The sequence below is a fragment of the Nocardia terpenica genome (assembly GCF_013186535.1).
GTDB classification, from domain to species: domain Bacteria; phylum Actinomycetota; class Actinomycetes; order Mycobacteriales; family Mycobacteriaceae; genus Nocardia; species Nocardia terpenica.
Window position 1 is genome coordinate 322807 of record NZ_JABMCZ010000003.1, and the last position, 21166, is coordinate 343972.

A 21166-nucleotide genomic window follows, 5' to 3' on the forward strand; every position below is an offset into this window, starting at 1 on the left:
CACCGGCTCGTTGTCGTGACGGTGGGTGGTAACCCAGCCGAAATGCGGCTCCGGTTCCTGCAACCTGTGCGCAACCGGAGGGTCCTAGCGTGGCCGCCGTAGGGATGGGTGGTCGAGGCCCGGCGGTGGGTGAATTGCCCGGGTAGGGTGAGAGCGGGTGATCATGATGGATCTGGATACGATCACCGAGGTCGTGCGGGCGCGTAGCCGGGCGGATCTCGGTGCGCTGGAGGGGGATTCGGCGGTGGTGGCCGGGGGCACCTGGCTGTTCTCCGAGCCGCAGGACGGGGTGCGGCGGCTGGTCGATATCACGGGCCTGGGCTGGGCCCCGCTCGCCGCGACCGACGCCGGGCTGGAGATCGCGGCCACCTGCACCCTGGCCGAGCTCGACCGGGCGCGACTGCGGCCCGACTGGGCGGCCGCGGACCTGTTTGCGCAGGCAGCCAGGGCCCTGCTGGCCTCGCACAAGATCCGCCGCGTGGCCACCGTCGGCGGTAACATCTGCCTCGCGCTGCCCGCCGGGGCCGTCCTGGCCGCGCTCACCGCGCTCGACGGCACCGCCGTGATCTGGGCGCGGGACGGGCGCGATCGCCGAATCCCGCTGTCCCGCTTCGTCCTCGGGCCCGGCCGTACCGTGCTGCGCCCGGGCGAGGTGCTGCGCTCGGTCACGGTGGACGCCGCGAAACTGCGCTGCCGCACCGCCTTTCGCAAGATCGCGCTGGCGCCGCTGGGCCGGTCCGGCGCGCTGGTCATGGGCAGGCGCGATGCCGACGGGACGTGCGCGATCACCCTCAGCGCCGCCACCGTCCGCCCCACGGTCCTGCGATTCCCGGCCGTCCCGCCCCCGGGCGACCTCACCGCAACCATCATGGAGCTGGATCGCGCCGTCTGGTACGACGATCCGCACGGCAGCCCGGCCTGGCGGCGGCACGTCGCCGCGGTGCTGGCGGGCGAGGTGCTGGCCGAGCTGAGCGGGGTGCGGCCATGAGATTCGAGGTGGACGGCCGCGCGGTCGACGCCGAACCCCGCCCGGGCCAGTGCCTGCGCACACTGCTGCGCGAACAGGGCCGGTTCGCGGTCAAGAAGGGCTGCGACGCGGGCGACTGCGGCGCCTGCACGGTCCTCGTCGACGGCACGGCCGTCCACTCCTGCGTCTACCCCGCCTACCGCGCCGAGGGCCGCACCGTCACCACCGCCGCCGGTCTGGGCACCCCCGAGAACCCGCATCCGGTGCAGCGGCGCTTCGCCGAGGCGGCCGCCTTCCAATGCGGTTTCTGCACCGCCGGATTCGTCGTCACCGCCTGCGACCTGGAGGCCACCGGCACCCCCGACCCCGACCGCCTCCCGGAGCTGTTGAAGGGGAACCTCTGCCGCTGCACCGGCTACCGACCCATCGCCGCGGCGGTCTCGGGCGACCTCCCCGCCGAACCCGAAGCGCCGAATCCGGTCGGCGCCAGCACCCTCGCCCCGGCCGCGTACCGCATCGTCACCGGAACTGAAGAATTCACTCTTGACACCGGCCAGTCCGAATCGTCCGCGGCGACGAACAACTCTGTGGACGGACCCCCGTCGGGGCTGCTGCACGTAGCGGTGCTGACCAGTCCGCACCCCCACGCCCGGGTCGTTTCGATCGAAGCCACGGCGGCCGAAGCGATTCCGGGTGTGCGTGCGGTGCTCACCCACGCCGACGACCCCGGCGTCGCCTTCTCCACCGCCCGGCACGAGATCCGCGCCGACGACCCGGACGACACCGCGATCCTCGACCACACCGTGCGCTTCGCCGGGCAGCGGGTGGCCGCCGTCGTCGCCGACACCCTCGATATCGCCCGCGCCGGATGCCGGGCGCTGCGGGTGGAGTACGAGCCGCTGCCCGCCGTCTTCGACCCGGAGCGGGCGCTGCGCCCGGACGCGCCGAAGCTGCACGCCGACAAGCCCGACACCGCCCGCATCGCCGACCGCGAACGCAATGTGGTGGCCGAGATCCACGGCGCCGCAGGCGATATCGATGCCGGACTGGCCGCGGCCGCCGAGGTGGTGCACGGCGTCTGGCACACCAACCGCGCCCAGCACGTCCACCTGGAGACCCACGCCAGCATCGGCTGGCTCGACGCGGACGGCCGCCTGGTGATCCGCACCAGCACCCAGGTCCCCTACCTGGTGCGCGACGAGCTGTGCCACCTGTTCGACCTGCCGCGCGACCGGGTCCGGGTCTTCGCCAAGCGCGTCGGCGGCGGCTTCGGCGCCAAACAGGAGATGCTGACCGAGGACCTGGTCGCCCTCGCCGTCCTGCGCACCGGCCGCCCGGTCCAGTACGAACTCACCCGCTCCGACGAATTCACCTCGGCCACCTGCCGCCATCCCATGCGCATCGAGGTGACGGCGGGGGCCGACGCCGACGGCAGGCTCACCGCCCTCGCCGTCGACGTGCTCGCCGACGCGGGCGCCTACGGAAACCACAGCGGCGGTGTGCTGTTCCACGGCGTCAACGAGTCCGTGGCGCTGTATCGCTGCCCGCACAAGCGCATCGACGGCCGCGCGGTGTACACCAACAATGTCCCCTCCGGCGCCTTCCGCGGCTATGGCCTGGGCCAGTTGGGTTTCGGCATCGAGGCGGCCCTCGACGAGCTCGCGCGCCGCCTGGACATCGACCCGTTCGACTTCCGCCGCCGCAATGTGGTCGCCCCCGGCGACCCGCTCATCGGCGGATTCTGCGCGGAACACGACGATCTGGCGTTCGGCAGCTACGGCCTGGACCAGTGCCTGGACCTGGCCGAACGGGCGCTGCGCCGCGGCAACGGCGTCGCGCCGCCCGCCGAGGGGGACTGGCGGGTCGGCGAGGGCATGGCCGTCGCCATGATCGCCACCATCCCGCCCCGCGGCCACCGCGCCACCGCCGAGGCCGAACTACTGCCCGACGGCAGCTACGAAATCCGGGTCGGCACCGCCGAATTCGGCAACGGCACCACCACCGTGCAGGCCCAGCTGGCCGCCGCCGCCCTGGGCGCGGACCTGTCGCGCATCCGTATCCGGCACGCCGACACCGACCTGACCGAGTACGACACCGGCGCCTTCGGCTCGACCGGAATCACGGTGGCGGGCAAGGCCGTTCATACCGCCTGCGGGCAACTGCGGGAAATGGTCCGGGCTCGGACGGACGCGCTCGGCGGCACCGCCTCGACCGCGGAGCTGTTGGCGGACGGGCCATTACGAGCGTCCGCCGCCCACGACGGCAGCCCGCGCTCGGTCTCGTTCAATGTGCAGGCGTTCCGGATCGCCGTGCACACCGCGACCGGCCGGATCCGCATCCTGCAATCGGTGCAGGCCGCCGACGCCGGGTTCGTGCTCAACCCGCGCCAGTGCCGCGGCCAGGTCGAAGGCGGTGTGGCACAGGCGATCGGCGGCGCCCTCTACGAGGACATGCGGGTCCAGCGCGGCATCGTGACCACGAAAACCCTGCGGAACTACCACATTCCGCAGCTCGCCGACCTGCCGCGCACCGAGGTCCTCTTCGCCGACACCGCCGACGAGTTCGGCCCGCTGGGCGCCAAGTCGATGAGCGAATCCCCGTACAACCCGGTCGCCCCCGCGCTGGCCAATGCCGTGCGCGACGCGACCGGCGTACGCCCGCACCGGCTTCCGTTCACCGCCGATCGCATCTGGGAGCTGCTGTCAGCCGAACAGGTTGCGCACGAACGGTATCGAATCGGGCAGTGAGGCGTTCACCGTGCCGTTGTGATCGGTCGGATAGGTGTGCAGCGTCACCGGCTGCCGGTTGGCGGTGAGCACGGCCGCGAAACGCAGTGTCTCCGGCGTGATCACATCGGTGTCGGCGAGCCCCTGCCCGAGGAACAGCGGCCGGTCGTACCCGGATTCGGGCAGACCCAGATAGCCCGCGAGCAGCCCGTGCAGATCCGGGATGTCGGTCAGGGGCTTGGCGAACAGCGTCCCCCCGACCACGTGCCGCGCGCCCAGCGCCTCGCCGAGCGGCATCAGGCATTCGGTGCGGGCCCGCTCCAGCCAGTACCGGCCGGAGTCGGTGAGAAACGATTCGATATTCAGCTCGGGATGGGCGGTGCGCAGCCCGTTCAGGATGTAGAGCAAGTACGCGGTGCTGTGCGGGCTCAGCGCCACCGGCGGCCTGCCCGGCCCGAGCGGCATCAGGATGTCCTCGATGTAGGCGGGCGTGCCGGTGGCGACCCCGCCCCGGTAATCCAGCTCCGGCCCGCCGAATTCGGTCGCGTACCGCGCGGTGGTGACCGCCGCCCCCGCGCCCTGCGACTGCCCGACCACCGCCCATTTCGCCGACAGCTCCGGATGTGATCGGGTCGCGGCCTTCACGGCGTCGACGACATTGTGCGCCTCGACCACCCCGTCCAGATACGGATGCTCGCCCGGCGTGCCCAGCCCCGCGTAGTCGGCCGCGACGATGGCGTAGCCCTGCTGCAGCCAGGCGCCCAGATACGCCCAGTCGCGGTCGACAGCGGCCGGGCCGCCGACGCTGCAGGCGCAGGAATCGCCGAGTCCGACCGTGCCGTGCGCCCAGGCGATCACCGGCCAGCCGCCCGCGGGCGGCGCGCCCGGCGGGAAGTACACCGCCGCGCTGGCCACGGTCGGCTCGTCGCGGGCGGTGGTGGTGTCGTACAGCAGCCGCTCGGTGCGGGCCGCGTCCGGCGGGGTCGCCGCCGCGGGCAGCGCCTGCACGCCCTCGACGGCACCGGGATCGGCCGCGGCCACGGGTAGGTTCAGCAGGCTCGCGGCGCAGACGGCGGCCACCGCCGCGGCGATCGACAGTGTGCGCATCGTGCTCCTCGAATCGTGGGTCGATATCGGTGACCCGGGACACATTTCCCGCCGCCGCGACGGTGTGAACGTCCTCACAGTCGGGAATGTGAACGCTTCACACGGCCGGTGGCGGCGATCACTAAAACAGTACAAGCGTTACGTAAAAACCGCATGTCAGACCTACCGGCAAGTAAAGTCGGCCCGCGCAATTAGCGCGCAAATTTTGCAGACTTAGCAAGTGGGTACTCAAACCTAGCGGAGATTCGCACTAGTGACAGGTAGACGGCACTTTTTCCGTGTGCCATCGTGTGAAAGTACACCCCAAGGGCCTCGCAACCCTGCAAATTGCCGCTCCAGCATGGGGCACGACCAGTACGAAGAGGTGGAGTCAGAGATGTCGAAGACCGGCACCCCGAAGACCGCTGCGGAAATCCAGAAGGACTGGGATACCAACCCCCGCTGGAAGGGCATCACCCGTAACTACACCGCCGAGCAGGTTGCCAAGCTGCAGGGCACCGTCGTCGAGGAGCACACCCTCGCGCGTCGTGGTGCGGAAATCCTGTGGGATCAGGTCAACACCGAGGATTACGTCAATTCGCTCGGCGCCCTCACCGGCAATATGGCCGTGCAGCAGGTGCGCGCCGGTCTGAAGGCCATCTACCTGTCCGGCTGGCAGGTCGCCGGTGACGCGAACCTGTCCGGCCACACCTACCCGGACCAGAGCCTCTACCCGGCCAACTCGGTGCCGTCGGTGGTGCGCCGCATCAACAATGCGCTGCTGCGCGCCGACGAGATCTCCGCGGTCGAGGGTGACACCTCGGTGCCGAACTGGCTGGTCCCGATCGTCGCCGACGCCGAGGCCGGTTTCGGTGGCGCGCTGAACGCCTACGAGCTGCAGAAGGCCATGATCGCCGCCGGCGCCGCCGGTGTGCACTGGGAGGACCAGCTGGCCTCGGAGAAGAAGTGTGGCCACCTGGGCGGCAAGGTGCTGATCCCGACCCAGCAGCACATCCGCACCCTGACCTCCGCGCGCCTCGCGGCCGACGTCGCCGACGTTCCCTCGGTGATCATCGCCCGCACCGACGCCGAGGCCGCCACCCTGATCACCGCCGACGTGGACGAGCGCGACCGCCCGTTCATCACCGGCGAGCGGACCAAGGAAGGCTTCTACCACGTCAAGAACGGCCTGGAGCCCTGCATCGCGCGGGCCAAGGCGTACGCCCCGTACTCCGACCTGATCTGGATGGAGACCGGCACCCCGGACCTCGAGCTGGCCCGCAAGTTCGCCGAGGCCGTCAAGGCCGAGTTCCCGGACCAGCTGCTGGCCTACAACTGCTCGCCGTCGTTCAACTGGAAGAAGCACCTCGACGACGCCACCATCGCGAAGTTCCAGCGCGAGCTGGGCGCCATGGGCTTCAAGTTCCAGTTCATCACCCTGGCGGGCTTCCACGCGCTGAACTACAGCATGTTCGACCTGGCCTACGGTTACGCCCGCGAGGGCATGACCGCCTACGTCGACCTGCAGGAGCGCGAGTTCGCGGCCGAGGAGCGCGGCTACACCGCCACCAAGCACCAGCGCGAGGTGGGCGCCGGCTACTTCGACCTGATCGCCACCACCGTCGACCCGGACAGCTCCACCACCGCGCTGAAGGGCTCGACCGAAGAAGGCCAGTTCCACTGATATCCCGTCGCATCCGGGATATTCCGTCGCCCTCGGGCGACACCCCGCCGCCTGCGGGCGGCGGCCCGTCACCCCGGCTCCGGCCGGGGGACGGCGGGCGGGCCGGGATCCAGCCGCACACCTGGATCCCGGCTTCCGCCGGCCCTTCCCGCTGAACAGCCCCGGCGGGGAGGGCATCCCTATAACGTTTCCCGTCGAAGGCGCCGGACACCGATCGGGCCCGCACGCCGACAATGGACACAAGCCACCGACAGCCGAGACAACAGCAGGAGCGGGACGTGAGCAGCGAAAAGATTCAACGCGTCGGTGTTATCGGCGCCGGACAGATGGGCGCCGGGATCGCGGAGGTGTGTGCCCGGGCGCATGTGGACGTGCTCGTGTTCGAACCCACCCGGGAGTTGGCCGCCGCCGGTCGCGCCCGCATCCTGCGGTCGCTGGATCGCGGCGTGTCCAGCGGCAAGATCACCGAGCGGGAGCGCGAGCAGGCCGCCTGGCGCCTGCGGTTCACCTCCGATCTGGGCGACTTCGCCGACCGTCAGCTGGTGGTGGAGGCCGTCGTCGAGAGCGAAGAGGTCAAGACGCGGATCTTCGCCGAGCTCGACAAGGTCGTCACCGATCCCGATGCGGTGCTGGCGTCCAACACCTCCTCGATCCCGATCATGAAGGTCGCCGTCTCCACCGCCAACCCGGAGCGGGTGGTGGGCATGCACTTCTTCAACCCGGTGCCGGTGCTGCCGCTGGTCGAGCTGGTGACCACGCTCAAGACCAGCGAGGCGGTCTCCCAGCGCGCCGAGCAGTTCGCCTCCGAGGTGCTGGGCAAGCAGGTCGTGCGCTCGGCCGACCGCTCCGGCTTCGTGGTCAACGCGCTGCTGGTGCCGTACCTGCTGTCGGCCATCCGGATGGTCGAATCCGGTTTCGCGACAAAGGAAGACGTCGACAAGGCCATGGTGCTCGGCTGCGCCCACCCGATGGGCCCGCTGGCACTGACCGACCTGGTCGGCCTGGACACCGTGAAGTCCATCGCGGACTCCATGTACGAGGAATTCAAGGAGCCCCTGTACTCGGCCCCGCCCCTGCTGATGCGCATGGTCGAGGCGGGATTGCTGGGAAAGAAGACGGGCGCGGGCTTCTACCAGTACGAGAACAAGCGCTGATGTGGGATCCCCGTCGCCCGGCCCTAGGGGGCCGAACGACGGGGAACATGAAATCCCCACAACGGGAACAGGAAATGACAACGGGAACAGGAAATGCAGTGCCCGGTCGCAAGGATTCTCTCGTCCCCGGCCCCGGGACTCGTCCCGCCCGGGACTTTCCCGTTCCCGGTCGCAGGACTTGTCCCGGCGCCCGGACTTTCTTGCTCCCGGCTGCAGGATTCGTTCCGTCGCCTGGACTTTCTTGCTTCCGGCTCCAGGGTTCGTTCCGTCGCCTGGACTTTCTTGCTTCCGGCTCCAGGATTCGTCCCGTCGCCAGGGCTTTTTGCTCCCGGCCCCAGGATTTCTTGTTCCCTGTCATCCGGCCCCCAGGGCCGGATGACAGGGATCGAAACAACAAAATATCTGCCCCGGTGAAAAGGGGAACAGGCAGACGGCGTCCAATGGCGCCGATGGCACCGGGCATAGGCCGCACAGGGTCTGGCTGAACCCGTAGTTCGGAAGGAGTTCCGCTCATGGTCAATGTCACCGACGGGTTCGGGTCGAGCGTCCTCGGATATCCCAGGATCGGGCCGCATCGGGAACTCAAGCGTGCGCTCGAGGCGTACTGGCACGGGAACCTGTCGCGGGAGCGGCTGCTCGCGGCCGGGCGGGAGATTCAGGAGACCCAGTTCAACGAGTTGGCGGCCACCGGACTGACCCAGGTTCCGGGGAACACCTTCTCCTTCTACGATCACATTCTCGACAATGCGCTGCTGTTCGGCGCGGTGCCCAAGCGGTTCGAGCCGTATCGAGAAGGCTTGCACCCCTTGGATTTCTACTTCCTGATGGCGCGCGGCCGACCGGACCTGCCGCCGCTGGAGCTGGTGCGCCTGTTCGGCACCAACTACCACTACCGGCAGCCGGAACTCGACGCCGACACCGAATTCTCGCTGCACCCGGAGGCCCTGCTCGACGAGTGGGATCGGGCGAAGGCGCGCGGGATCGAGCAGCGGCCGGTGGTGCTGGGCCCGCTGTCGCTGCTGCTGCTGTCCAAGGCCGGTCGGGTGCCGGGCACCGACGAATTCGATCAGCTGTCGCTGCTGGACAAGCTGCTGCCGGTGTACGAGGAGCTGTTCGAGATCCTCGCCAAGCGCGGGTCCACCTGTGTGCAGCTGGACGAGCCGTGCTTCACCAGCGACCGCACCCCGGCCGAGCTGGCCGCGTTCGAGCGTGCCTACCAACGGCTCTCGACCGCGCCGCTGCGCCCGCGCATCCTGGTCACCGGCCAGTACGGCGATTTCGGTGAGGCGCTGCGAATCCTGGCGGGCACCGCGGTGGAGGCGATCGGACTCGACCTGGCCAGCCACCGGGTGCAGCCCGACGAGCTGGCCGCGATCCCGGGCATCAAGCGCAAGCGCCTGTACGCGGGCGTGATCAGCGGCACCAATGTGTGGCGGGCCGACCGCTACATCACGCTCGAGTACCTGAACGCGCTCGCCCAGGTGTGCCCGGACCTGGTGGTGTCGACCGGTACCACGCTGTTGCACGTGCCCTACGACCTGCTGGTCGAATACGACATCGACGGGAACGTGGCCGACCGCCTGGCCTTCGCGAAACAGAAGGTGCTCGAGGTGGTTTCGCTGGCCAAGGCGCTCACCGAGGGGCCGTCCGACAAGTGGCGCAAGCGCCCGCGCGAGGTGCACTTCAAGCAGAAACACGCGGTGCGGCAACGGGTTTACGCGGTCACGCCGCAGATGCGCGAGCGCGAACCCTACCAGGTGCGGCGCGAGGCGCAGCGCGCCAAGCTGCCGCTGCCGCTGGTGCCCGCCACCACGCTGGGCTCGTTCCCGCAGACGGTGTCGATCCGGCAGGCCCGCCACGATCTCGGCGAGGGCAAACTGTCCTACGACGAGTACCGCAAGCGCATCGAGGCCGAGATCGAGGCGACCGTCCGCCTGCAGGAGGACATCGGCCTGGACGTCCTGGTGCACGGCGAGCACGAGCGCAACGACATGGTGCAGTATTTCGCCGAACTGCTCGACGGCTTCGCGACCACCCGCTTCGGCTGGGTGCAGGTGTACGGGTCGCGGTGCACGCGGCCGCCGATCCTGTACGGCGACGTGTCGCGGCCGAAGCCGATGTCGGTGGAGTGGACCACCTACGCGCAGTCGCTGACCGACAAGCCGGTGAAAGGCATTGTGACGGGCCCGGTCACCATGGTGGCGCGCTCGTTCGTGCGGCAGGACCAGCCGCTGTACGAGACGGCCGACCAGGTGGCGCTGGCCGTTCGCGACGAACTGGCCGATCTGGAGAAGGCCGGGGTGTCGATCATCCAGGTCGACGAGCCCGCCGTGCGTGAACTGCTGCCGCTGCGGCCCAGCGGCCGCCACGAGTACCTGCGGTGGGCGGTCAACGCGTTCAAGCTGGCCACCTCGGGAGTCTCGCCGGAGACCCAGATCCACACGCACATCGCGTATTCCAGCCGCGCCGAGATCGTGCAGGCGATCGAGGAACTCGATGCCGACGTCACGGCGATCGTGGCCAGCCGCTCCATCGAATGGGTGATCGAGGCCCTGCAGGAGGACGCCCAGGAGGGCCACGGCCTCAGCCACGGCGTGGGTCCCGGTGTGTACGAGAGCCGTTCGGCGCGCATCCCGGATATCGACGAACTCGACGGCCTGCTCACCGCGGCCGCGGCTGCCGTCACGCCGGAGCGACTGTGGGCCAACCCCGATGGTGGTTTGAAGACCCGCCACTACTGGCAGTTGGAGCCCTCGCTGCGGAACATGGTCGCGGCGGCCCGCCGCGTGCGGCGGCGCACGGAGGGCGCGACCGAGGGGTAGTCCCGGCGGCGCCTGATGGATACTGGACGCTCGTTTCGAGATCCAGGAGAGCATGGCATGGGAATGTTCGACCAGTTCAAAGATGTGGCCGACAAGGCGAAAGAGCTTGCCGGGCAGCATGCGGACAAGCTCGATCCGCTGATCGAGAAGGCGGGCGATTTCGTCGATCAGCAGACCGACGGCAAGTTCGCGAGCCAAGTGGACGCGGTGCAGGAGGCGGCGAAGAAGGCACTGCGGGAGCAGACCGAAAAGTAGCGTCGCCGCCGACATGCTCTAGCATCGGCAAACGGATCGTTACTTCTCTTCATCGTGGAAGGGATGGTCGGTGCGTTCGGTCGTTGCGCTACTCACAACGGTTTTCACCTGGGCATTCATGGCATCGGGTCTCGCCGTGGCGGATTCGGTTCGGCCCGCCGACGGGAGTGTTTCGCCGCCCGGCGCGAATGATTGGCAATGCGCGCCGGCGGCGGAGCATCCGCGCCCCGTCGTGCTGCTGCACGGCACCTGGGGAAATCAGAACACCTGGGACGTGCTGGCGCCCGAACTGGTCATCCACATAGTCGAACAAGCCCTCGACCCGTCGACCCCGGGAATCACCTGCGAAGCCTGAAACTTTCACCCCGACCCGACTATTCGTCGGCGTCGGCGAGGAATCGGTCGGTGTCGCCGCGGGCGATCATGACCGACTTGGCCAGGAATCGGACCACCCGCGAATTGATCTGATAGATCGACTGCGCGGGATCCGGGTCGTCGGCGCAACCCAGGGCCTCCGCGACGACGCCGAGGAAGTCCTCGTCCACCGGGACGCCGCCGGTCGCGATGCGGTGGGTCTGGTCGACCAGGCCCTGCACATCGGAACTCTCGGGCACGCCGTCCTCGGCGAGGAACAATTCCAGCAGCCGGTCGAGGACCATCAGCGCCTCGACGCCCTCGGCGGGGACATCGAGCAGATAGGCCAGCCGATACGCCGTGCCCGGCCCCTGCTCCGCGGCCATGACACCCGCATCCGGGTAACCGAGCACCGTCGCGATCACATCGGAATTGGACATGTCCCACCTTTGCTCCCGCACGGCCGGGACGCCGTGTAGCCGACACGCTATCGGTCGTCGATCCGGCCGGGGCCGGTGGGCTCAGCGCACAAGCGTTGCGATACCGCGCAATCCGGCCACGATCTGCTCCGCCGTGGGAGCCTGCGCCGGATCGAGCAGCCACTGGATCAGCAATCCGTCCAGCAGCGTCAGCAGCACCGCGCCGAGGGCATCGTCCGCGGTGTCGGTGGTCGGGACCAGCATGCGGGCCAGCGATCGGCGGGCGTCGCGCTGTTTGGCGGCGACCTCGGCGCGGACCTCGCCGGAATGCAGTGCCTGGGCGAGGCTTTCGACATTGGCCGCCCACAGCGCCCGGTCCTCGGTGAAGGTGGTGGTCAGCCGCCGCAGGAAGCTCTCCAGCCGCTCGGCCGGGGCGCCCTCGGTGCGGGTGGCGAGGGCGTCGAGGATGCGCTGCACCGCGTCGGTGGTCGACTCGATCATGGCCTGGCTGAGCAGGGCGTCGCGGGTGCCGAAGTGGTAGTTGATCGCGGCCAGGTTGCTGCCGGAGGCGGCGACGATATCGCGCACGGTGGTCCGGGCGTAGCCGCGATCGGCCAGGCACTGCTTGGCCGCGGTCAGGAGATCCTCACGAGTTCCCACGTCGGCAGGGTAGCAAGGACCGGCTGACGCATGTTTCAAACGAACGTTTGTGACAAATGTTTGAAACGCTTGTATGGTCGGCGTCGTGATCCCGATCCGTGAAAGAGGTGCCCGATGATCACGCAGCGCCCGATCTCCCCCTTCGAACTGAGCTTCTTCCGCTCCGCCCAGATCGGCCCCATTCAGACGGGCGGCCTGCCGATCCTGATGAGCTCCGTCGTCGAGGGCGAGCTCGACGCCGACATCCTGCGGCGGGTGCTGGCCGAACTCGCGGCCGTCCACCCGATGCTCGGCACGGAGGTCATCGAGGGCGAGCCGCCGCGGCTGCGGCACGTGCCCGGCTACCGCCCGCCGCTGACCGTCGTGGACGGCGGTGACGCGGAGTATCTACGCCTGATCGACGCGGAACAGGATTGGCGCGGTGGGCTTTTCGCCGCGCGGCTGCTGCGCGACGGCGACCGGAGCCGGATCGTGCTCGTGCTGCATCACGGCATCGCCGACGGCCGTTCGTCCGTCGCCGTGCTGGACGAGATGTGGCGGCGCTACACCGCGCACGCGCAGGGGACCGCGCTGCCGGTCGCCGCCGCGCACTCGCTGCCGGAGGCCATCGATGACGTTCTGGCGCAGACGATTTCGGAGGCCGAGTGCGCCGATCTGCTGGACCGGATGCGCGGCCTGGTCGGCGAGCCCCCGGCCATGCTGCCCCGCGACGGCGGGCCCGGTGCGCCGCAGCGGTTCGTCGCGGAGCGAATCGAGTTGGGCGACACCGAATCCGCGGCCTTCGCCGCCGTCGCCAAGCGGGCCGGAATGTCGGTGAACAGCCTGCTGAGCGGCTGCGCCCTGGTCGCGATGCGCTCCCGATTCGATACGGCCGCACCGCTGTTCATGGTCTGCGGATACGCCGCCGACCTGCGCGCCGCGCTGCACCCGCCGCTGCCCGCCCACACGGTGCTCAACTGCGCCTCCGGGTGGGGGACGGGCCTGCCGGTGAGCGAGATCGCCGATCCGGTCGACCTCGGCCGCCGCGTCGAGGACGACGTGCGCGCCGCCCTGGACCGCCGCGATCCGGCCCGGCTGGCGCTGGCGGCCCGCTACATCCGCGACCCGCGGACCGCCGCACTGGTGGCCGGTCACCCGACCCTGGCCATCTCCAATATCGGCCGCATCCCGGCCCATCCGACCCCCGCGGGCGTGCGCGTGCTCCGCGACGACCTCGCCGCCCTGGGCCCCGGCATGCCCGCCAAGCTGACCGCCTTCAGCTACGACGGCCGCCTCACGGTCCAGGTCGAATACGACACCACCGACCGCAGCGCCGCGCAGATGGGCGAGTTCCGCCGCGCCCTCTCGGAATGGTTGCGCCGCACCGCCGCTCGCGCCGCCGACCTGACCGCGCCCGGAATGCGTCCCGTCACAGCATCGATGGGGCAACACCCGGGCGGCGCCGGAATGGGGAGATGACCGGTGGTGTGCTCTACGACGACGGGTTGGTGCTACCGGACCCGGAGCGAATCACATTGCGCCGCTACCGCTTCCCCTTCGGCACCGCCAAGCGGATCTGGGGATCCGATCACATGGTGGCGGCGTCGATGACGAAGCGGTAGCGCACGTCGCTGGCGACGGCGCGGTCGTACGCCTCGTCGATCCGGTCGGCCGAGATGACCTCGACCTCGGCGCCGATGCCGTGCTCGGCGCAGAAGTTCAGCATCTCCTGGGTCTGCGGGATGCCGCCGATCATGGAACCGGCCAGCGAGCGCCGGTACGCGGCCAGCGTGAACGGCTGCACGGCCAGCGGCCGATCGGGCAGGCCGAGAATGACCAGGGTGCCGTCCAGGTTCAGCAGCCGCATGTAGTCCTCGATCGGCAGGTTGGCCGAGACCGTGTTGATGATCAGGTCGAACCGGCCGCGCAGTTCGCGGAAGGTCTGCTCGTCGCTGGTGGCGTAGTAGTGCTGCGCGCCCAGGCGCAGGCCGTCGTCCTTCTTGCGCAGCGACTGGCTCAGCACGGTGACCTCGGCGCCCATCGCGCGCGCGAGCTTCACGCCCACGTGCCCGAGGCCGCCCATGCCGATGATCGCGACCCGCTTGCCGGGGCCGGTATTCCAGTGCCGCAGCGGCGAATACAGCGTGATGCCCGCGCACAGCAGCGGCGCGGCCTGATCGAGCGCGATGCCCTCCGGAATCGACAGCACGAAGTTCTCGGTCACCACGACCTGCGTGGAGTAGCCGCCCAGGGTGTGGCCGCCGGGCTGGAACGCCTCGGGCACCGGGGTGTTGTAGGTCATGGTCGCGCCGCGCAGGCAGTAGGACTGCTCCCCGGCCACGCAGGCGGCGCACTCGCCGCAGGAGTCGACCATGCAGCCGACGCCGACGCGGTCGCCGACCTTGTGCCGGGTGACCGCGGAGCCGACCGCGGCGACGATGCCCGCGATCTCGTGGCCGGGCACGCACGGGTAGGTGGTGCCGTGCCATTCGTTGCGGGCGGTGTGGATGTCGGAGTGACAGATACCGGCGTACTTGATGTCGATGAGAACGTCGTGTGCCCCGAGTTCGCGGCGTTCGATCGTGACCTTCTCGAACCGGCCGTCGGCGGCGGATACGGAATACGCGGCAGCAGTGCTCATGCTGTCATTGCTACTCCCGCATCCGGGACCACGCAAAACGGCAAAACTCGCCGGTCTGATTTGTCCAGACCCCGCTCGACGGTGCCACATGCTGGACCGATGGCGATCGCGCTGGCGCTGGTATCGATGTGTTCGACCCTGCTGGGCGGGTTCGTCGCGGCCCGCATCGGAGACCGTCAGCGGCTGGTCCTGGGCCTGGCGGCGGGGGTGCTGCTCGGGGTGGTGGCCTTCGATTTGCTGCCCGACGCATTGGCGGAATCCCGGTATACGGTGGCCGGTGTTCCGGGGGCATTGATCGCCGGGGTTGTGGGATTTTTCACCGTGCACATCATCGAGCAGGAGATGGCGGTGCACGTGGGGCACGAGCGCGAATTCGGCAGTCACACCCACGATTTCTCGTCGCTGGGCCTGCTCGCCGCCTGCGGCCTGATCTTCCACAGCATGCTGGACGGATTGAGCATCGGCATCGGCTTCCAGGCCGAGTCGTCGCTGGGCGTCTCCGTCGCGATCGCGGTGATCTGCCACGACTTCGCGGACGGCTTCAACGCCTTCACCATTCCCACCCTGTACGGCAACGCGCGGCGCCGGGCGCTGGTGCTGCTGTGGCTGGATGCGCTCGCGCCCGTCCTCGGCGCGGTCGTCGGCACCCTGATCCACGTCCCGCGCCACCTGGCCGGGCTGTATCTGGGCTACTTCGCGGGCTTCCTGCTGTACCTGGCGACGGCCGACATCCTGCCCGAGGCGCACGCGGGCAGGCCGTCGCGCGCGGTGCTGCTCGCCACCGTCGCGGGCGCGGTCCTCATGTTCGGCGTCGCCGCCCTGAACCACCGCTGAGCAGCGGTCGGACCCGGTGGGAGTACACAGGTATTGCGCGAAGCGACGCGCCGCGGCCCCCTGCTTTGGTACACATAAGAGCACAATCGCCGGGAGCCAGCGGGGCGCACGAGGCGGGAGTGGCCATGCACGACGAGCTGCGATACGACGATTCGGCAGACCCGGCCCGGCGTTCGGGGCGGGGCGGGCGCGTGGTCGCCGTCCTGATCGCGATCGTCGCGGCGGTCGGGGTGTATCTGGCGTATCGGGGGGAGTTACCGGGGTGGGCCTCCCACGGTGAGGAGAACACCGCGATCCTGCTCGGGCCGCCGCAGCCGCCGATGGACGCCCCGGCGGTCGCGAAGGCGGTGGAACCGGAGCTGGTGAATATCAATGTGGCGCTGCGGCCCGTCGGAATGAGCGCCGCCGGTACCGGGATCGTGCTCACCGCCCAGGGGGAGATCCTCACCAGCCAGCACGTGATCAAGGGGGCGGACAGCATCACCGTCGGCGATCTCGGCACCGGGACGGTGTATTCCGCGGCGGTGGTCGGCTACGACTCGTCGGCCGATATCGCGCTGCTGTCGCTGTCGGGGGCGGATCGGCTGCCGGTGGCGCGCATCGGCAGTTCGGCGCCGCTGCGGCTGGGCGACTCGGTGCTGGCCATCGGCAATGCCGGGGGCACCGGCTCGCCGACCGCGACGCCCGGCACGGTCACGTCGCTGAGCAGTTCGATCGTGGCCCGCGACAATGCCGATCTGAGCCGCAAGCCGCTGACCGGCATGGTCGAGATCGCCGCGCCGGTGGTGTCCGGGCAGTCCGGCGGGGCGCTGGTGGATCGGTACGGGTCGGTGGTCGGGGTGGTCACCGCGGCCTCGGGGGAGGTGGCCAAGGCCGCCGGGCGGGCCAGCGGCTACGCGGTGCCGATCGATACGGCCATGGACGTGGTGCGCACGATCCGATCCGGCACCCCCACCGACACCGTGCACATCGGTCCCACCGCGACGCTCGGCGTGCTCACCTCCGACGCCACCCCCACCGGCGCCCGCGTCGACGTCGCCGTGTACGGCCAGCCCGCCTATGCCGCCGGGCTCACCCAGGGCGAGGTGATCACCGCCGTCGACGGCCGCGCGGTCACCTCGGCCCAGTCGCTGAAGGCGTCCCTGAATTCGCGCAAGCCCGACGACACGGTGCACGTGGATGTGCTCGGCCCCAACGGTTCACACCGGGTGGTCGCGATCGTGCTCGCCGCGGGACCGCCGAATTAGCCTGCGGCCCTGCGGTCGGCCTTCCCTATTCCCGGCGTCGGCCTTCCCTGTTCCCGCGTCGGCCTTCCCTGTTCCCGGCGTGCTTTTGGCCGGGAACTCAGAACAGCGACAACCAATAGCTCTGGAACCGCAGGAACACCAGCAGCAGCACCACCGCGTAGAACAGCACCACGAAGGTCCAGCGCCATTCCACGATGACGCGCAGCGGGCCGGTCGCGCGGCCGAACAGTTGGTCGGTGACCACGGCCAGCATGATCGGGGTGATGGTCCAGACCACCATGCAGTACGGGCACAGCGCGTTGATCCGGTACAGGCTCTGGAAGATCAGCCAGCAGATGAATCCGATGCCGAGCACCAGACCCAGCCACAGGCCGCCCCAGAACCATTGCGGGAAGCCCGAACCCGCCACGGCGAGCACCGCGATGGTGACCGCCACGGAGAACCCGACCACGCCGATGAGCGGATTCGGGAAGCCGAAGATGGCCGCCTGATGCGTCGACATCACCGATCCGCACGCCAGCACCGGATTGATGCTGCACGACGGCTTGTAGTCCGGATTCATGAACAGCTTGAACCGCTCGACGGTCAGGGTGACCGAGGCGATCCAGCCCGCGAGACCCGCGATCAGCAGGATCCACGCGGAACGTACGGGTGCGGCAATCACTTCGCGGCGGCCTCGATCGACTGCTTCAGCGCGTCGGGCATCAGCTGCTGACCCGAGAGCTGCTTACCGTTCAGGAACACCGTCGGCGTCTGCTGGATGCCGCTGTTCAGCACGTCCTTGGTGATCTTCTGGACGTACCCGTCGTACTTGTCGGCGGTGATGCACTGTGCGACAGCGGGATCGGTGTAGCCGACCTGCTGGGTGATCTGCACGATCTTGTCGTCGGGCAGGCCCTTACCACCCTCGGGCGGCTGCTGCTTGTACATCGCGGTCAGCCAGTCCTGGAACTTGGTCGGGTCGGCGTCGGCCACGCAGTAGGCCGCGTTCGCGCCGCGCGAGGAGTACTTGGTGCCGCCGGAGCTGGCGTCCAGGAACGCGATGACGTTGTACTCCACCGCGGCCTTACCGGACTTCACCTCGTCGGTGAGCATCTGCCCGTTGGCGGCCTCGAATGCCTGGCAGGCCGGGCACTGCAGGTCGGCGATGACGCGGACGGTCGCCTTGGCGCCGGGCTTGCCGATCCGGATCGCGCCCTTGTCGGTGATCGAGCCGGTGATCGCATCCGGTGAGGCGGGCTGGGCGGTGACCGACGGCCGCGGTCCGACATCGTTCTTCTTCGCGTTCTTGATCGCGATGCTGATTCCGATGCCCGCGATGAGTGCGATCAGGACGACCGCCACGCCGATCTGAATCGCGATCGTGCGCCTGCGATCCCCGCGCTGCACCGAGGCCAGCGCGCTCTTCCCCCGTGGATTGTTGCCCACCTTCGAGTTCACCACGCCTTCCTTGATTCGTGCGGACACCCGTCTGTGCCGCCCCGATCGTACGGGCCGGCGCCCGACTCGGCGGGGCGGTGTGCCCAGCCACATAATCGCCAGTCAACCTGAGAACTCCTCGAGATTCCGGTCGACGGCGCATTCCCGCCACCTCGGACCCCTAGTTCGGGGACCTCAGGCCCGGCTCAGGCGGCGCTTCTGTTCGTCCACATCGAATTGCGGTGCGGGCCAGTCCAATTTCAGGTTCTGCAGGGCGTCGATGAGCAGTTCGGTGACGGCCAGGCGGGAGAACCACTTCCGGTCCGAGGGCACGGTGTGCCAGGGGGCGTGGTCGGTGCAGGTGCGGTCCAGCATGGCCTGATAGGCGTCGTGGTAGGCGGGCCAGAAGGCGCGCTCGTCGATATCGCCCGGGTTGAACTTCCAGTACTTGTCGGGGCGGTCCAGCCGCGCGGCCAGCCGCCGCTTCTGCTCCTCCAGCGAGACGAACATGGCCACCTTGACCAGCGTGGTTCCGGCATCGACGAGTTTGGCCTCGAACTTGTTGATCTCGTCGTAGCGCTTCTCCCACACCGCGGGCGGCACCAGATCGTGCACGCGCACCACCAGCACGTCCTCGTAGTGCGAGCGGTCGAAGACGCCGATCTGGCCGCCGCGCGGCAGCTTTCGGCGGATGCGCCACAGATAGTGGTGCCGCCGCTCCTCCGCGGTGGGCACCCCGAAGGCGGCGTGGTCGACGCCCTGCGGATCGACCGACCCGATCACGTGCCGCACGATGCCGCCCTTCCCGGCGGTGTCCATCCCCTGCAGCACCAGCAGCACGCTGCGCGGATCCCCGGACCGGCCGTTGGCGTACAGCTTCTCCTGCAGGTCCGACAGCACCTCGCGGCGCTCCGCCAGCAGCGCCTCGCCAACCTTCTTGTCGCCCTTGAACCCGGGCGTGGCCGAGGTATCGATCTTGGCGACATCGACGCCGTCGGCGCGCAGTGCTTTCGGTGCGGGTGTGGACCAGGGAGATTTGGGCATGATTCGCAGTATGGCCGCGAACGGCGTGTCGCGGGTGTTTTCGCGGGTGTGTCCCGGCCAAGAGCATGCCGGGATCACGGGGGCAGCATGCCGGGATGACGGCGTCTCGTGTTGTTCCCGGCGTGCTGTCTCCGTGTTGTTCCCGGCGTGCTTTTGGCCGGGATCTCAGTGGATCCCCGAAAGGGCAAGGAAGCTCGCGGCGAAATCCGCGTCGTCGACCGGCGTGAGGATCAGGTCGGCGGCCGTGGTGAGCAGGTAGCGGCCGTCGCCCGCGAAGTCGAGCCAGGTGCGGTGCCGGGTGGGCGGGGGCATCGGGCCGTCGGGGGCGATGGTGATGGTGATGAAGCCGCGCGAGTCGACCGGCTGGCGCAGTTTGCGGCGGAAGCGGGCCGCGCCGCGCGGGCCGTCGCTCGTCGGCGGGGGCCGGTTCTCGGAGTTCAGCACGGCCTCCTGCGGTTCGCGCATCGCGCCCTGCCGCCCGGCCGGGGCCGAACCGATCGCGTCCACCAGCCGTTCGCCCACACCGCGCGCGTGACAGACCGTCACCACCACCGCGTCCGGCCGCGCGACCAGGATCCCGGCGTGGTTCTGCTGCACCGCGGCGAAGGCGAGGATGCGGTCCGGGCCGGGGACCGTGGGATCGGGCGCGGACCGCTCGCCGGAGACGGTGATGGTGGTGGCGTCCACCCGCGCGCACAGCAGCAGCGCGGCGGTCAGGTGCGGATCGGTGTTGTGCCGGAAGCGCTGGCGCAAACCCAGTGCGGCGACCTCGGATTCGGTGCGGGCGGTGGCCGCGGGAATCATGTTTACGGGGTAAGGACGCCGATCCAAACCGGTTTCGGTGGCCCAGACGTGACTGAATTCGTCCGGGGTGAGCACCCACTGCACTACCGACGACCCCCACCAGATTCGGGCGCCGGGGCGAATCGCGGCACGCGGTCGCCGGAGGCGGGCAGGGTGGCGTTGTAGACGTAGGTCATCACGTCGCGGGCGTCGGCCAGCGCCGCCGCCGCCTCGAGGTCGTGTTCCATCCGGCGGCGGCCGCCGTGCACGGCCTCGGCGGCCGGGTCCGGCAGCGGCCGGTAGGGTGCCGGGGGCGGCAGCAGCGCGCCCCGAATCGATTGGGCCGCTTCGGCATTCGAGGCCATCAGGCGATGCAGCGCGGCGCAGGTGGCGGCCGCCGCCAGGCCGCGGGCGACGAAGTCGCGGGTGACCCGGCGGGTCTGGTCGGCGACCGGGCCGGTCCAGTGCGCGAGCTCGGCCTCGGTGTTCGCGGCGAAGGCGCGAAACGCCCGGTCGATCAGTTCGGCGTGCCGCCGCCAGGATTCGGCGGCCGCCCCCAGCGCGGCGGGGTCGAGGGTCTCGCGGACGAGCTCCCAGATCTCCTCGTGGGTGTAGGCGCCGAACACCTCGCGATCGGGCACGAGCGACGGCTCCGCGGCCCCGCGCTCAGCCGCCATCTCGATTACCCGAAGTAGGTTGCGGGGCAACCGATTCCGGTGCCATATCCAGGACGGCGCGGGCGGTCGCCTCGGCCTCGTCGTAGCGCTTGCCCGCCGCCAGGTAGGCGGCCTGCAGCATGTGTGCGGTCTGCTGGAATCCGGCGAGGATGTCGTGTAGTTCCCGGCCCTTGTCGGCGAAGCCGCGCGTGAGCGCCTGCCCGGACGGCAGATTCGGGAATCCGCCGACCGAGGTCACCGGCGGCTCGACCTCCCAGGCCCGCGCCAGATCCGCGACCAGCCGATCACAGGCATCCACCAGCCCCCGCGCCGCCTCCTCGGCGAGTCCCTCTGCCCCACCGGAATCCATTGCGGCGGAAAACAATCGGCGCACGGCCTGCTGCCCGACGTCCGGCGTGGTCACCAGGGATTCCCC

The 21166-nt window shown here is 69.6% G+C and carries 21 protein-coding genes; 11 read left to right on the forward strand and 10 right to left on the reverse strand.

Going from position 1 to position 21166, the window contains the following annotated elements; genetic code table 11:
- Nucleotides 1-166: 166 nt before the first annotated feature.
- Complete coding sequence (locus HPY32_RS22940) at nucleotides 167-988, forward strand: FAD binding domain-containing protein (protein WP_067596258.1); 822 nt, start codon at nucleotides 167-169, stop codon at nucleotides 986-988.
- Complete coding sequence (locus HPY32_RS22945; RefSeq protein ID WP_171983023.1) at nucleotides 985-3714, forward strand: molybdopterin-dependent oxidoreductase; 2730 nt, start codon at nucleotides 985-987, stop codon at nucleotides 3712-3714. Before HPY32_RS22940 ends, HPY32_RS22945 begins: the two co-directional genes overlap by 4 nt.
- Here HPY32_RS22945 and HPY32_RS22950 read toward each other — a convergent pair.
- Entirely contained in the window at nucleotides 3670-4800 is a 1131-nt protein-coding gene (locus HPY32_RS22950; RefSeq protein ID WP_067594656.1) for a lipase family protein, read from the reverse strand. The genes HPY32_RS22945 and HPY32_RS22950 overlap by 45 nt on opposite strands.
- 376 nt (nucleotides 4801-5176) lie before the next feature.
- Between HPY32_RS22950 and aceA the strand changes: the two genes are divergently transcribed.
- The 5 genes from aceA to HPY32_RS46840 all read left to right on the forward strand — a co-directional run bounded on the left by aceA (nucleotide 5177) and on the right by HPY32_RS46840 (nucleotide 11049).
- Complete coding sequence (aceA, locus tag HPY32_RS22955) at nucleotides 5177-6463, forward strand: isocitrate lyase (RefSeq protein WP_067596257.1); 1287 nt, start codon at nucleotides 5177-5179, stop codon at nucleotides 6461-6463.
- 278 nt (nucleotides 6464-6741) lie between these two features.
- Nucleotides 6742-7617, forward strand: a complete 876-nt coding sequence (locus HPY32_RS22960; protein WP_067594653.1) for a 3-hydroxybutyryl-CoA dehydrogenase — start codon at nucleotides 6742-6744, stop codon at nucleotides 7615-7617.
- Between the two features lie 512 nt (nucleotides 7618-8129).
- A complete protein-coding gene (metE, locus tag HPY32_RS22965) occupies nucleotides 8130-10439 on the forward strand; it encodes a 5-methyltetrahydropteroyltriglutamate--homocysteine S-methyltransferase (RefSeq protein ID WP_067594650.1) in 2310 nt (769 codons plus the stop codon).
- 57 nt (nucleotides 10440-10496) lie between these two features.
- Nucleotides 10497-10694, forward strand: coding sequence for an antitoxin (locus tag HPY32_RS22970; protein ID WP_067594646.1), 198 nt, complete (start codon nucleotides 10497-10499; stop codon nucleotides 10692-10694).
- Nucleotides 10695-10764: 70 nt separating this feature from the next.
- Nucleotides 10765-11049 carry a lipase family protein gene (locus HPY32_RS46840; protein ID WP_067594643.1) on the forward strand — a complete coding sequence of 95 codons (285 nt, stop codon included), beginning with the start codon at nucleotides 10765-10767 and terminating at the stop codon, nucleotides 11047-11049.
- Between the two features lie 19 nt (nucleotides 11050-11068).
- Here HPY32_RS46840 and HPY32_RS22980 read toward each other — a convergent pair whose 3' ends face one another.
- Nucleotides 11069-11488: a hypothetical protein gene (locus HPY32_RS22980; RefSeq protein ID WP_067594639.1), complete on the reverse strand. Its 420-nt coding sequence runs from the start codon at nucleotides 11486-11488 to the stop codon at nucleotides 11069-11071.
- A gap of 81 nt (nucleotides 11489-11569) precedes the next feature.
- Complete coding sequence (locus HPY32_RS22985; RefSeq protein WP_067594636.1) at nucleotides 11570-12127, reverse strand: TetR/AcrR family transcriptional regulator; 558 nt, start codon at nucleotides 12125-12127, stop codon at nucleotides 11570-11572.
- Nucleotides 12128-12241: 114 nt separating this feature from the next.
- Between HPY32_RS22985 and HPY32_RS22990 the strand changes: the two genes are divergently transcribed.
- Nucleotides 12242-13585 (forward strand): phthiocerol/phthiodiolone dimycocerosyl transferase family protein, encoded by a 1344-nt coding sequence (locus tag HPY32_RS22990; protein WP_067594633.1) that lies wholly within the window; start codon nucleotides 12242-12244, stop codon nucleotides 13583-13585.
- The gene (locus HPY32_RS22995) at nucleotides 13582-13728 is read left to right on the forward strand and encodes a hypothetical protein (protein WP_156674731.1); all 147 of its coding nucleotides are present in this window, start codon (nucleotides 13582-13584) and stop codon (nucleotides 13726-13728) included. Before HPY32_RS22990 ends, HPY32_RS22995 begins: the two co-directional genes overlap by 4 nt.
- Here HPY32_RS22995 and HPY32_RS23000 read toward each other — a convergent pair.
- Nucleotides 13695-14747, reverse strand: coding sequence for an NAD(P)-dependent alcohol dehydrogenase (locus HPY32_RS23000; RefSeq protein ID WP_067594631.1), 1053 nt, complete (start codon nucleotides 14745-14747; stop codon nucleotides 13695-13697). The genes HPY32_RS22995 and HPY32_RS23000 overlap by 34 nt on opposite strands.
- Before the next feature lie 99 nt (nucleotides 14748-14846).
- Between HPY32_RS23000 and HPY32_RS23005 the strand changes: the two genes are divergently transcribed.
- Both HPY32_RS23005 and HPY32_RS23010 read left to right on the forward strand, forming a co-directional pair.
- The gene (locus tag HPY32_RS23005) at nucleotides 14847-15581 is read left to right on the forward strand and encodes a ZIP family metal transporter (RefSeq protein WP_067594628.1); all 735 of its coding nucleotides are present in this window, start codon (nucleotides 14847-14849) and stop codon (nucleotides 15579-15581) included.
- 125 nt (nucleotides 15582-15706) lie between these two features.
- Nucleotides 15707-16828 carry a S1C family serine protease gene (locus tag HPY32_RS23010; protein ID WP_067596256.1) on the forward strand — a complete coding sequence of 374 codons (1122 nt, stop codon included), beginning with the start codon at nucleotides 15707-15709 and terminating at the stop codon, nucleotides 16826-16828.
- Between the two features lie 97 nt (nucleotides 16829-16925).
- On the opposite strand, the gene HPY32_RS23015 is transcribed toward HPY32_RS23010, so the two are convergent.
- From HPY32_RS23015 to HPY32_RS23040, 6 genes are all read right to left on the reverse strand, one after another.
- Nucleotides 16926-17492, reverse strand: coding sequence for a vitamin K epoxide reductase family protein (locus HPY32_RS23015; RefSeq protein ID WP_067594625.1), 567 nt, complete (start codon nucleotides 17490-17492; stop codon nucleotides 16926-16928).
- Nucleotides 17489-18268, reverse strand: a complete 780-nt coding sequence (locus tag HPY32_RS23020) for a DsbA family protein (RefSeq protein WP_231951897.1) — start codon at nucleotides 18266-18268, stop codon at nucleotides 17489-17491. Before HPY32_RS23020 ends, HPY32_RS23015 begins: the two co-directional genes overlap by 4 nt.
- A gap of 174 nt (nucleotides 18269-18442) precedes the next feature.
- A complete protein-coding gene (locus HPY32_RS23025; protein WP_067594622.1) occupies nucleotides 18443-19291 on the reverse strand; it encodes a polyphosphate kinase 2 family protein in 849 nt (282 codons plus the stop codon).
- A 165-nt stretch (nucleotides 19292-19456) separates the two neighbouring features.
- Entirely contained in the window at nucleotides 19457-20095 is a 639-nt protein-coding gene (locus tag HPY32_RS23030; protein WP_324194621.1) for an ESX secretion-associated protein EspG, read from the reverse strand.
- An 83-nt stretch (nucleotides 20096-20178) separates the two neighbouring features.
- Entirely contained in the window at nucleotides 20179-20751 is a 573-nt protein-coding gene (locus tag HPY32_RS23035) for a hypothetical protein (RefSeq protein ID WP_067594615.1), read from the reverse strand.
- Nucleotides 20741-21154 (reverse strand): hypothetical protein, encoded by a 414-nt coding sequence (locus HPY32_RS23040; protein ID WP_156674730.1) that lies wholly within the window; start codon nucleotides 21152-21154, stop codon nucleotides 20741-20743. The genes HPY32_RS23035 and HPY32_RS23040 overlap by 11 nt, the downstream gene beginning before the upstream one ends.
- Nucleotides 21155-21166: the final 12 nt, after the last annotated feature.

Coding starts and splice junctions, on each gene's coding strand:
- HPY32_RS23025 (WP_067594622.1), bottom strand. CDS start 19,291: ATGCCCAAATCTCCCTGGTCCACACCCGCACCGAAAGCACTGCGCGCC.
- HPY32_RS23000 (WP_067594631.1), bottom strand. CDS start 14,747: ATGAGCACTGCTGCCGCGTATTCCGTATCCGCCGCCGACGGCCGGTTC.
- metE (WP_067594650.1), top strand. CDS start 8,130: ATGGTCAATGTCACCGACGGGTTCGGGTCGAGCGTCCTCGGATATCCC.
- HPY32_RS22940 (WP_067596258.1), top strand. CDS start 167: ATGGATCTGGATACGATCACCGAGGTCGTGCGGGCGCGTAGCCGGGCG.
- HPY32_RS22970 (WP_067594646.1), top strand. CDS start 10,497: ATGGGAATGTTCGACCAGTTCAAAGATGTGGCCGACAAGGCGAAAGAG.
- aceA (WP_067596257.1), top strand. CDS start 5,177: ATGTCGAAGACCGGCACCCCGAAGACCGCTGCGGAAATCCAGAAGGAC.
- HPY32_RS22990 (WP_067594633.1), top strand. CDS start 12,242: ATGATCACGCAGCGCCCGATCTCCCCCTTCGAACTGAGCTTCTTCCGC.
- HPY32_RS22945 (WP_171983023.1), top strand. CDS start 985: ATGAGATTCGAGGTGGACGGCCGCGCGGTCGACGCCGAACCCCGCCCG.
- HPY32_RS22950 (WP_067594656.1), bottom strand. CDS start 4,800: ATGCGCACACTGTCGATCGCCGCGGCGGTGGCCGCCGTCTGCGCCGCG.
- HPY32_RS23005 (WP_067594628.1), top strand. CDS start 14,847: ATGGCGATCGCGCTGGCGCTGGTATCGATGTGTTCGACCCTGCTGGGC.
- HPY32_RS23010 (WP_067596256.1), top strand. CDS start 15,707: ATGCACGACGAGCTGCGATACGACGATTCGGCAGACCCGGCCCGGCGT.
- HPY32_RS23030 (WP_324194621.1), bottom strand. CDS start 20,095: ATGATTCCCGCGGCCACCGCCCGCACCGAATCCGAGGTCGCCGCACTG.
- HPY32_RS23035 (WP_067594615.1), bottom strand. CDS start 20,751: ATGGCGGCTGAGCGCGGGGCCGCGGAGCCGTCGCTCGTGCCCGATCGC.
- HPY32_RS22995 (WP_156674731.1), top strand. CDS start 13,582: ATGACCGGTGGTGTGCTCTACGACGACGGGTTGGTGCTACCGGACCCG.
- HPY32_RS22980 (WP_067594639.1), bottom strand. CDS start 11,488: ATGTCCAATTCCGATGTGATCGCGACGGTGCTCGGTTACCCGGATGCG.